The sequence below is a fragment of the Streptomyces sp. NPDC127097 genome, from assembly GCF_042724075.1.
GTDB lineage: Bacteria > Actinomycetota > Actinomycetes > Streptomycetales > Streptomycetaceae > Streptomyces.
The window spans coordinates 45,070-56,082 of sequence record NZ_JBHXFI010000035.1 but is presented as its reverse complement, the minus strand read 5'-3'; the positions used below and the strand labels follow the sequence as shown (position 1 = coordinate 56,082).

At 68.8% G+C, this 11,013-nt stretch carries 9 protein-coding genes and 1 tRNA gene; 9 read left to right on the top strand and 1 reads right to left on the bottom strand.

Annotated features, from left to right (window positions below):
* Positions 1-94 precede the first annotated feature (94 nt).
* The 7 genes from ACFWJW_RS24610 to ACFWJW_RS24580 all read left to right on the top strand — a co-directional run bounded on the left by ACFWJW_RS24610 (position 95) and on the right by ACFWJW_RS24580 (position 9,221).
* A complete protein-coding gene (locus ACFWJW_RS24610) occupies positions 95-2,395 on the top strand; it encodes an FdhF/YdeP family oxidoreductase (protein WP_387245274.1) in 2,301 nt (766 codons plus the stop codon).
* 116 nt (positions 2,396-2,511) lie between these two features.
* The gene (locus ACFWJW_RS24605; protein WP_387245271.1) at positions 2,512-2,985 is read left to right on the top strand and encodes a PaaI family thioesterase; all 474 of its coding nucleotides are present in this window, start codon (positions 2,512-2,514) and stop codon (positions 2,983-2,985) included.
* A 484-nt stretch (positions 2,986-3,469) separates the two neighbouring features.
* Positions 3,470-4,690 carry a branched-chain amino acid ABC transporter substrate-binding protein gene (locus tag ACFWJW_RS24600; protein ID WP_387245331.1) on the top strand — a complete coding sequence of 407 codons (1,221 nt, stop codon included), beginning with the start codon at positions 3,470-3,472 and terminating at the stop codon, positions 4,688-4,690.
* A gap of 121 nt (positions 4,691-4,811) precedes the next feature.
* The gene (locus tag ACFWJW_RS24595; RefSeq protein ID WP_387245268.1) at positions 4,812-5,741 is read left to right on the top strand and encodes a branched-chain amino acid ABC transporter permease; all 930 of its coding nucleotides are present in this window, start codon (positions 4,812-4,814) and stop codon (positions 5,739-5,741) included.
* 5 nt (positions 5,742-5,746) lie between these two features.
* The gene (locus ACFWJW_RS24590; protein ID WP_387245265.1) at positions 5,747-7,540 is read left to right on the top strand and encodes a branched-chain amino acid ABC transporter permease; all 1,794 of its coding nucleotides are present in this window, start codon (positions 5,747-5,749) and stop codon (positions 7,538-7,540) included.
* Positions 7,541-7,545: 5 nt separating this feature from the next.
* Positions 7,546-8,508, top strand: a complete 963-nt coding sequence (locus ACFWJW_RS24585) for an ABC transporter ATP-binding protein (protein WP_387245262.1) — start codon at positions 7,546-7,548, stop codon at positions 8,506-8,508.
* On the top strand, positions 8,505-9,221 hold the full coding sequence (locus ACFWJW_RS24580) for an ABC transporter ATP-binding protein (RefSeq protein ID WP_387245259.1): 717 nt from the start codon (positions 8,505-8,507) through the stop codon (positions 9,219-9,221). The genes ACFWJW_RS24585 and ACFWJW_RS24580 overlap by 4 nt, the downstream gene beginning before the upstream one ends.
* Before the next feature lie 75 nt (positions 9,222-9,296).
* Here the strand turns inward: ACFWJW_RS24580 and ACFWJW_RS24575 are convergent, their stop codons facing one another.
* Positions 9,297-9,962, bottom strand: coding sequence for an ANTAR domain-containing response regulator (locus ACFWJW_RS24575; protein ID WP_085924824.1), 666 nt, complete (start codon positions 9,960-9,962; stop codon positions 9,297-9,299).
* Between the two features lie 84 nt (positions 9,963-10,046).
* Here ACFWJW_RS24575 and ACFWJW_RS24570 point away from each other — a divergent pair.
* Together ACFWJW_RS24570 and ACFWJW_RS24565 are read left to right on the top strand one after the other, a co-directional pair.
* A tRNA-Leu gene (locus ACFWJW_RS24570) sits at positions 10,047-10,121 on the top strand.
* Positions 10,122-10,230: 109 nt separating this feature from the next.
* Entirely contained in the window at positions 10,231-11,004 is a 774-nt protein-coding gene (locus ACFWJW_RS24565; RefSeq protein WP_387245256.1) for a transcriptional regulator, read from the top strand.
* Positions 11,005-11,013: the final 9 nt, after the last annotated feature.

Sequence of the window (11,013 nt, the reverse complement as noted above, 5' to 3'; positions counted from 1 at the left end):
TACACCGCCCCGCACGTCCGTGACAGGATCTGATGTCTACCGCAACGATCCGCCGGTGCCGGCGGACGCAGCTCACGGCTCAAGGGAGAGCGCCATGGCAGGCAAGCCGCCCGCGTCGGACCCCGTCCAGGACGCGCCCCAGGTCAGCGCACCCCAGCACGCCGCCGTCGGGCTGCCGGCGATCACCCACGCGCTGCGCATCTCCCAGCAGCAGATGGGCGTGCGCCGTACCGCCCTCACCCTCCTGCGGGTCAACCAGCCGGACGGGTTCGACTGCCCCGGCTGCGCCTGGCCCGAGCCCGACAAGCCGCACACCGCCGAATTCTGCGAGAACGGCGCCAAGGCCGTCGCCGAAGAGGCCACCCTGCGCCGGGTCACCCCGGACTTCTTCGCCGAGCACTCCGTCGCCGACCTCGGGAACCGCAGCGGCTACTGGCTCGGCCAGCAGGGCCGCCTCACCCACCCCATGTACCTCGCCGAGGGCGCCGACCACTACGAGCCGGTGACCTGGGAGCGGGCCTTCGACATCATCGGCGAGGAGCTGACCGCCCTCGACTCCCCCGACGAGGCCGTCTTCTACACCTCCGGCCGCACCAGCAACGAGGCCGCCTTCCTCTACCAGCTCTTCGCCCGCGAATTCGGCACCAACAACCTCCCCGACTGCTCCAACATGTGCCATGAGTCGTCGGGCTCCGCCCTGACGGAGACCATCGGCATCGGCAAGGGCAGCGTCCTCCTGGAGGACCTCTACAAGGCCGACCTGATCATCGTCGCCGGCCAGAACCCGGGCACCAACCACCCGCGGATGCTCACCGCCCTGGAGAAGGCCAAGGCCGGCGGCACGAAGATCATCTCGATCAACCCGCTGCCCGAGGCCGGCCTGGAGCGCTTCAAGAACCCGCAGACGCCACGCGGTCTGGCGGGCGGCGGCACCGCGCTCACCGACCTCTTCCTCCAGGTACGCCTCGGCGGCGACCAGGCGCTCTTCCGCGCCCTCAACCGCCTCCTGCTCGACACCGAGGGAGCCCTCGACGAGGACTTCATCCGTGAACACACCCACGGCTTCGAGGAGTTCGCGCGCACGGCCCGCGCCGATGACGACTGGGACGAGACGCTGCGCGCCACCGGCCTGACCCGTGCGGAGATCGACCGCACGCTGGCCATGGTCCTCGCGTCGAAGCGCACCATCGTGTGCTGGGCCATGGGCCTGACCCAGCACAAGCACTCCGTCCCCACCATCCAGGAAGTCGTCAACTTCCTCCTGCTGCGCGGCAACATCGGCCGCCCGGGCGCCGGCGTCTGCCCCGTACGCGGCCACAGCAACGTCCAGGGCGACCGCACCATGGGCATCTTCGAGCGGCCGGCGCCCGCCTTCCTCGACGCCCTGGAGAAGGAGTTCGGCTTCGCCCCGCCCCGGGAGCACGGCCTCGATGTCGTCCGCGCCATCCGCGCGCTGCGCGACGGGCAGGCCAAGGTGTTCTTCGCGATGGGCGGCAACTTCGTCTCCGCCACCCCCGACACCGACGTCACCGAGGCCGCCATGCGCCGCGCCCGGCTGACCGTCCACGTCTCCACCAAGCTCAACCGCTCGCATGTGATCACGGGTGCCCGCGCACTGATCCTGCCGACGCTGGGCCGTACGGAACGCGATGTGCGGACCGGCCACGACGGCGCGCCCGCCGAACAGTTCGTGACGGTCGAGGACTCCATGGGCATGGTGCACGCCTCCCGCGGCCGCCTGGCGCCCGCCGGCCCCCAGCTGCTGTCCGAGCCGGCCATCGTCGCCCGGCTGGCCCGCCGCGTCCTGGGCACCGGAAGCCGCACCCCCTGGGAGGAGTTCGCGCGCGACTACGCGACGATCCGCGACCGTATCGCCCGCGTCATCCCGGGCTTCGAGGACTTCAACACCAGGGTCGCCCGCCCCGGAGGCTTCGCCCTTCCGCACGCCCCCCGGGACAGCCGCAGCTTCCCCACCGCCACCGGGAAGGCCAACTTCACCGCCGCGCCCGTCGAATACCCCACCGCCCCCGAAGGGCGGCTGCTGCTCCAGACGCTGCGCTCCCACGACCAGTACAACACCACCGTCTACGGCCTCGACGACCGCTACCGCGGCATCAAGAACGGTCGCCGGGTGGTGCTCGTCCACCCCGACGACGCCCGCGAACGGGGCCTGGCCGACGGCGCGTACACCGACCTGGTCAGCGAATGGACGGACGGCAGCGAGCGGCGCGCGCCCGGCTTCCGCGTGGTGCACTACCCGACGGCCCGCGGCTGCGCGGCCGCCTACTACCCCGAGACCAATGTCCTCATCCCGCTCGACCACACCGCCGACACCAGCAACACCCCCGCCGCCAAGTCGATCGTGATCCGCCTGGAGAGCCCCCGGGAGGACTGACCGCCCACGGGGCGGCCGGCAGGAACAACGACCCCGCGCTGAGCGCTTGCTCAGGGCCCTGATAGGAACAGGCACGGATCGACGACGATCACGGGCGAGCGAACGGAGCCGTAGGCATGGGTGAGCGCAGTACCACCAAATTTCCGCAGGAGATCCTCGACCAGTGGGCCGGCCTCGGCCTCGACCTGCCCTCGCTCTTCTCGGCCGGCCACCTCGGCGAGCGGATGAGCGTGCAGGTCACCGAAGCCGCCCCCGAGCGCATCGTCGGCACCATGCCCGTCGAGGGCAACACCCAGCCCTACGGACTGCTGCACGGCGGCGCCTCGGCCGTCCTCGCCGAGACCCTCGGCTCCGTCGGCGCCATGCTGCACGGCGGCCCCACCAAGCTCGCCGTCGGCGTCGACCTGAACTGCACCCACCACCGCGGCGTCCGCTCCGGACTCGTCACCGGTGTCGCCGCCCCCGTACACCGTGGCCGCTCCACCGCCACCTACGAGATCGTGATCACCGACGAACAGGACAAGCGGGTCTGCACCGCCCGGCTGACCTGCATGCTGCGCGAGGTGGACACCGACGCCTACCGCGCCTGAGCCACCCCGTCCGGCGCTCCGCCGGCCGCCGTCACGGCCCCGCCCCCGGTCCCGGGAGCGGGGCCGTCCGCGTATCCGTAACTCTGAGTAACCCGCCTGCCGTGCGGCGCCCGGCGCAACTCCCGTACCCCCCACGGGCATCGGCACCACCCTGACCGGCGCATCCGCTATCCGGACGCCGTTCCGTCACCACGCGCCCCATCCCCCCGTGGAAGTGCGCGTTCACCCTCCGCACCGCGTTCGCCCTGCGGTGTAAGGACCATAACGGCATAACACTCATCGAAGGTCATAACAAGAGCGTCACATCCTGGTCTGCGCCTCTGCCGGTCCGACGAACACCGGCTTAGAGTCACCGCCAGTCACCGCGCCGCCGGGCCCGCTGACGGCGCACGCACCCTCGCGCTCCCGCTCGCCCGGCCAGCGGAACGGCCATGCGACAGCCGTGGCCGCGCCAGGGAAAGGACTGATCGTGCGTCACCGTTCCTTGCTTCTCCTCACCACCGCAGTCACCGCCGGCGCCCTCACGCTCTCCGCGTGCGGCTCCCGCGGCGACGACAAGAGCGGCGACGGCTCCAAGACCTCCGTCGTCATCGGCCTCGACGCCCCCACCACCGGCGAGCTCTCCGCCCTGGGCCTGGGCATCCGCAACTCCGCCCAGCTCGCCATCGACACCGCCAACAAAACCGGCGAGGTCAAGGGCGTCACCTTCAAGCTCGAATCCCTCGACGACAAGGCCCTCCCCAACGTCGGCCAGCAGAACGCCACCAAACTCGCCGGCGACAAGGACGTACTCGGCGTCGTCGGCCCGCTCAACTCCGGCGTCGCCCAGTCCATGCAGCAGGTCTCCAAGCAGAACAACCTCACCCTGATCTCGCCGGCGAACACCACGCCCGACCTGACCCAGGGCAAGGACTGGAAGCAGAACAAGCGCGTCCGCCCCTTCCCCACCTACTTCCGCACCGCCACCACCGACGAGGTGCAGGGCGCCTTCGACGGCCAGTACGCGTGGGAGAAGATGAAGGTCAAGAAGGCGTATGTGATCGACGACCAGAAGACCTACGGCGTCGGCCTCGCCTCCTCCTTCAAGGACCAGTTCGTCAAGCTCGGCGGAAAGATCGCCGGCACCGAACACGTCAGCCCCGACGACCGTGACTTCAAGGCCGTCGTCTCCAAGGTCAAGTCCGCCAAGCCCGACCTGGTCTTCTACGGCGGCGAATACCCCGCCTCCGGCCCGCTCAGCCAGCAGCTCAAGGACGGCGGCGTCACCGTTCCCCTCATGGGCGGCGACGGCATGTACAGCGGCGACTACATCAAGCTCAACAAGAAGGCGCAGGGCGACTACGCCTCCTCCGTCGGCAAGCCCGTCGAGGAGCTCCCCTCCGCCAAGAAGTTCATCGCCGACTACAAGGCAGCCGGCTTCAAGGAGTCCTACGAGGCTTACGGCGGCTCCACCTACGACTCGACCTGGGCCATCATCCAGGCCGTGAAGAAGGTCGTCGAGGACAACGACGGCAAGCTCCCCGACGACGCCCGCAAGAAGGTCGTCGACGCGATGAACAAGGTCACCTTCGACGGTGTCACCGGCCCCATCGCCTTCGACAAATACGGCGACACCACCAACACCATGATCACCGCCTACCAGGTGGACAAGGGGAAGTGGGCCTCCCGCTTCAGCGCCGAATTCAAGAAGTTCGACAAGAGCTGACCGACCGCACCACTCCTCATCACCACGGGCCGCGCCAGGACGCACCAACGACCCTGGCGCGGCCCGTGGCACACCGGGACACCCCGGCTTCTCCTCACTCCCACGCAACGGAGGCCCTGCGGTGAGCGAACTGCCGCAACAGCTGGCCAACGGACTCATCCTCGGCGCGATGTACGGTCTCATCGCGATCGGCTACACGATGGTCTATGGAATCGTCCAGCTCATCAACTTCGCCCATGGCGAGATCTTCATGGTCGGCGGCTTCGGAGCGCTCAGCGTCTACCTGGCGCTGCCGTCCGGTACCTCGCTGATCCTCGCCCTGCCGGCCATGCTCCTCGGCGGTATCGCCGTATCCGTCCTCGTCGGTATCGCAGCGGAACGATTCGCCTATCGCCCGCTGCGCGGCGCCCCACGCCTCGCCCCCCTCATCACCGCCATCGGCCTGTCCATCGCCCTCCAGCAAGCCATCTGGAAGTGGTACCCCGACGGCAAACAGGCCCGCGTCTTCCCTCAGTTCAAGGGCCACGCCTTCGAGATCCTCGGCGCCACGGTCCAGCGCGGCGACATCTTCGTCCTCGTCGCCGCCCCGGCCTGCATGATCGCTCTCGGCTTCTTCGTCGCCAAGACCCGCAGCGGCCGCGCCATGCAGGCCACCGCGCAGGACCCCGACACCGCCAAGCTCATGGGCATCAACACCGACCGCATCATCGTCCTGGCCTTCGCCATCGGCGCCGCCTTCGCCGGTGTCGCCGCCGTCGCCTACGGACTGCGCACCGGCGAGGTCCAGTTCCGCATGGGCTTCATCATGGGCCTCAAGGCATTCACCGCGGCCGTGCTCGGCGGCATCGGCAACATCTACGGCGCCATGCTCGGCGGTGTCGTCCTCGGCGTCGCCGAAGCCCTCGCCACCGCCTACATCGAGGAAATACCCGGCATGGAGCAATTCGGCGGCGGAGCCTGGAAGGACGTCTGGGCCTTCGTTCTCCTCATCCTCGTACTCCTCCTGAGACCACAAGGTCTGCTGGGCGAACGCGTCGCGGATCGGGCGTGATACCGATGACCACCCACACCACCACCCCGGCCCGCGGCCTGATCCCGCTCCCCGAGCGCACCGCGCGCCTCATCACCGCCGCAGGCGCCCTGGCCACCACCGCCAGCACCGCCCTCGCCTGGACCTGGAGCAGCGACTTCCCCGGCGACCTCACCTACTACCTCTCCCCCGCCGGCCTCCAGATCGTCACCCTCGTCGGCGGACTCCTCACCCTGCTCCTCGCCTGCTCCGCGCTCGGCGTCCGCGGCCTGCAATGGCTCACCCCGGCGGGCCGCCACGCCCCCACGCTCCTCGCGGCGCTCGCCACCTTCGCCGCCACGTGGTTCACCCTGCTCTCCATCTCCGTCGAGCTGGGCGGCCTGATCAACCTCGAACCCGGCGGCGCCCTCGCCGGAATCGCCTCCCTGATCACCGTCGCCGGCGCCCTCGCGCTGCCACCCGACCAGGTCCCCGACACCCCGCCGGGCCACCCCTGGCAGCGCTTCACCGCGAGCCTGGCCGCCTCCCCCCTACGGCGCCGCACCCGCGAACTCCCCTCCTGGGCCGAGATCCTGATCATCGCGGCCGCCTTCGCCGCCGGGCTGCTCGTCTTCACCTACGGGATCGACACCGACGACGGCGCCCCCTTCGTCGGCTACCTGATCTTCATGGTGCTGGCCATCCCCGCCCTCAACCGGGCCGGACTCGTCGCGCGGCTCACCGCCCTCACCCACACCCACCGCGGCGTCGCCCTCGGCGCGGCCTTCATCGCCGCCGCCTGCTTCCCCCTCACCCAGGACACCGACCAGTACACGATCATCGGGGCCAACATCCTGATCTTCGCGACCGTCGCCCTGGGCCTCAATGTCGTCGTCGGCCTCGCCGGTCTGCTCGACCTCGGCTACGTCGCCTTCCTCGGCGTCGGCGCCTACGCGGCCGCCCTCGTCTCCGGCTCCCCCGAATCCGCCCTCGGGCTCCACTTCCCCTTCTGGGCGGCCCTGCTGACCGGCGCCGTGGCCTCCCTCATCTTCGGCGTCCTCATCGGCGCCCCCACCCTGCGCCTGCGCGGCGACTATCTCGCCATCGTCACGCTCGGCTTTGGTGAGATCTTCCGCATCGCCATGCTCAACCTCAACGGCACCACCGGCCCCGACGTCACCAACGGCGCCATGGGCATCCCCAACATCCCCAACCTCGAAATCTTCGGCTTCAACTTCGGCGAACCCCACACCATCCTCGGCATCCCCATCGCCACCTACGGCAACTACTACCTGCTGATGATCCTCGTGACGGCCTTCGTCGTCCTCGTCTTCCGGCGCGCCGCGGCCTCCCGTATCGGCCGCGCCTGGATCGCCATCCGCGAGGACGAGACCGCCGCCATCGCCATGGGCATCAACAGCTTCCGCCTCCGGCTCCTGGCCTTCGCGCTCGGCGCCGCGCTCGCCGGCCTCGCCGGGACCGTGCACGCCCACGTCGTCACCACGGCCACCCCCGAACAGTTCCAGTTCGCCGGGCCCCAGCCGCCCAACTCCGCCTTCCTCCTCGCCGCCGTCATCCTCGGCGGCATGGGAACCCTCAGCGGACCCCTCGTCGGCGCCGCGCTGCTCTTCCTCATCCCGGCCAAGCTCGACTTCATCCAGGACTACCAACTCCTGCTCTTCGGCATCGCCCTCGTCCTCCTGATGCGCTACCGCCCCGAGGGCCTCATCCCCGACCGCAGGAAGCAGCTGGAATTCCACGAGACCGGCCAACTCGACGTGCCCGACCAGCGCCTCCCGGACGCAGACGCCACCCTCGGCGCCACCAAGGCAAAGGCGTGACGACCATGACCACAGCACCCAGCCTCGCACCCGCCACTGACACCGTCCTCAAGGCCGACGGCGTCACCATGCGCTTCGGCGGGCTCACCGCCGTACGCGGCGTCGACCTCACCGTCGGCGCCGGCGAGATCGTCGGCCTCATCGGCCCCAACGGCGCCGGCAAAACCACCTTCTTCAACTGCCTCACCGGCCTCTACGTGCCCACCGAAGGCACCGTCAGCTACCGGGGCACCCGCCTCTCCCGCAAACCCCACCTCGTCACCCAGGCAGGCGTCGCCCGCACCTTCCAGAACATCCGCCTCTTCGCCAACATGACCGTCCTCGAAAACACCCTCGTCGGACGGCACACCCGCACCAAAGAAGGACTGTGGTCCGCGCTCCTCCGCAGCCCCGGCTTCAAAAAGGCCGAACGCACCAGCGAGGAACGCGCCATGGAACTCCTGGAGTTCACCGGCCTCGCCCACAAACGCGACCACCTCGCCCGCAACCTCCCCTACGGCGAGCAACGCAAGCTCGAAATCGCCCGCGCCCTCGCCAGCGAACCCGGACTGCTGCTGCTGGACGAACCGACCGCCGGCATGAACCCCCAGGAAACCCGCGCCACCCAGGACCTCGTCCTCGCCATCCGCGCCCAGGGCATCGCCGTCCTCGTCATCGAGCACGACATGCGCTTCATCTTCAACATGTGCGACCGCGTCGCCGTCCTCGTCCAGGGCCAGAAACTCGTCGAAGGCACCGCGGACGTCGTCCAGGCCGACGAACGCGTCATCGCCGCCTACCTGGGCACCCCCGTCGAGGACGTCGCACCACCGGACCGGCCCGCCGACACCACGGCCGCGCCCGACCCGGCCGCAGCCGAGACCCCGGACCCGGCGCCGGCCCCGGACCCGGCCGCAGAAACCGACGCAGCAGACGGGACGGACCCCGCAGACCGGCCGGCCCAGGGACAGACCGGAGACACCCCATGACCGCACTGCTCGAGGTCGAGGACCTCCGCGTCGCCTACGGCAAGATCGAAGCCGTCAAAGGCATCTCGTTCTCCGTCGAAGAAGGCCAGGCCGTCACCCTCATCGGCACCAACGGCGCCGGAAAAACCACCACCCTGCGCACCCTCTCCGGCCTCCTCAAGCCGCTGGCCGGCAAGATCACCTTCGATGGCGAACCGCTCAACGGCGTCCCCGCCCACAAGATCGTCGAACGCGGCCTCGCCCACTCCCCCGAAGGCCGCCGCCTCTTCCCCCGCCTCACCATCGCCGAAAACCTCAAGCTCGGCGCCTTCCTCCGCAAGGACGCCGACGGCATCGAGAAAGACATCCAGCGCGTCTACGACCTCTTCCCCATCCTCGGCGAACGCAGCAAACAAGCCTCCGGCACCCTCTCCGGCGGCGAACAGCAAATGCTCGCCATGGGCCGCGCCCTGATGTCCCGCCCCAAACTGCTCATGCTCGACGAGCCCTCCATGGGCCTCTCCCCGATCATGATGCAGAAGATCATGGAGACCATCCGCGAACTCCGCTCCCAAGGCACCACCATCCTCCTCGTCGAACAGAACGCCCAGGCCGCGCTCTCCCTCGCCGACCAAGGACACGTCATGGAAATCGGCCGCATCGTCCACTCCGGCAGCGGCGAATCACTCCTCCACGACGACTCCGTCCGCAAGGCATACCTCGGCGAGGACTGACCCCACAGCGCCACAACACGAGCGGCCCCGCACCGGTCAACACCGGTACGGGGCCGCTCACACACTCGGCAGCGCCTACTGGTCCTTCTGCTGCTTCTTCTCCTCGGCGTCCTCGATGACCGCCTCGGCGACCTGCTGCATCGACAGCCGCCGGTCCATCGACGTCTTCTGGATCCACCGGAACGCGGCCGGCTCCGTCAGCCCGTACTGCGTCTGGAGAATGCTCTTCGCCCGGTCCACCAGCTTCCGGGTCTCCAGCCGCTGGGTGAGGTCCGCGACCTCCTTCTCCAGCGTCCGCAGCTCGGTGAACCGGCTCACCGCCATCTCGATCGCCGGAACCACATCGCTCTTCGAGAACGGCTTCACCAGATACGCCATCGCACCCGCGTCCCGCGCCCGCTCCACCAGCTCACGCTGCGAGAACGCGGTCAGCATCAGCACCGGCGCGATGCTCTCCTCGGCGATCTTCTCGGCCGCCGAGATACCGTCCAGCACCGGCATCTTCACATCCAGGATCACCAGGTCGGGACGGTGCTCCCGGGCCAGCTCCACAGCGGTCTGCCCGTCCCCGGCCTCGCCGACGACGGTGTAGCCCTCCTCCTCCAGCATCTCTTTGAGATCGAGACGGATGAGGGCCTCGTCCTCGGCGATCACGACGCGCGTGGTCAGCGGCGGGACATGCGACTGATCGTCATCGGCGACGGGCTGCTCGGGCTCGGCGGCGCTCACGGGACTCCTCATTCCAGGCAGGTGGTGCTCCATGAGCCTACCCATCTCCTGTAAGGTGGTCCCACAGCAGGTAGGCATTAACCTTGGATTCCGTTGGCCCCGGTAGCCCAATTGGCAGCAGGCAATGGATTCAAAACCCATACAGTGTCGGTTCGAGTCCGACCCGGGGCACTTTGCCTTCGATTCCAAGGTCACCTGACTTTTGAGGAAGTTCGCTCAATGGAGCGAACATCGACTCGGTCAGGACTGCGGAGGCCGCACCCACTCCAAGCTCGTATATATGTACGACCGCAGCGTGCGCGAGCAGACCCTCGCCCTCGTCGCCCAGGGCCGCAGTCTCCATTCCGTGAGCAAGCAGACCGGGATATCCCGCTTCGCCATCCGATCCTGGCAGACCAGGATCGAGCCCCTTTCGCGCACGTCGGAATGCCCGCGATGCGAGCGTGTGCCGCGACCACCCGAAGCGGCCAGGGCATACGCCTACTTACTCGGCCTCTACCTCGGCGACGGCTGCATCAGCAAGCAGCCCCACCGACGTGGATTCGCGCTGCGCATCGCGTGTGCGGACGCCTGGCCGGGGCTGATCGTGGCATGCCGCGAAGCCATGAAGGCGGTCCGCCCCATGAACAGCGTGTGCGTCATCCAGCGCCAGGGCTGCGTCATGGTGACCAGTTACAGCCACCATTGGCCTTGCCTGTTCCCTCAACACGGCCCCGGCAAGAAACACGAGCGGCCGATCGCTTTGGAGGCGTGGCAGCAACGCCTCGTCGACGAGCACCCCTGGGAGTTCCTGCGGGGTCTCATCCACTCCGACGGCTGCCGGATCACCAATTGGACGACGCGGACGGTCGGCGGCGCGCGTAAGCGCTACGAGTACCCGCGGTATTTCTTCACCAACATGTCCGTCGACATCCTGCGGCTCTATACGGACACCCTTGACAGGGTCGGCGTCGAGTGGAAGCCGGCACGGCAATCCCGCGGAGCGGAGAACATCTCCGTCGCCCGGAAAGCCTCCGTCGCCCTCATGGACCAACACATCGGGCCGAAGTACTGACAGGGACGG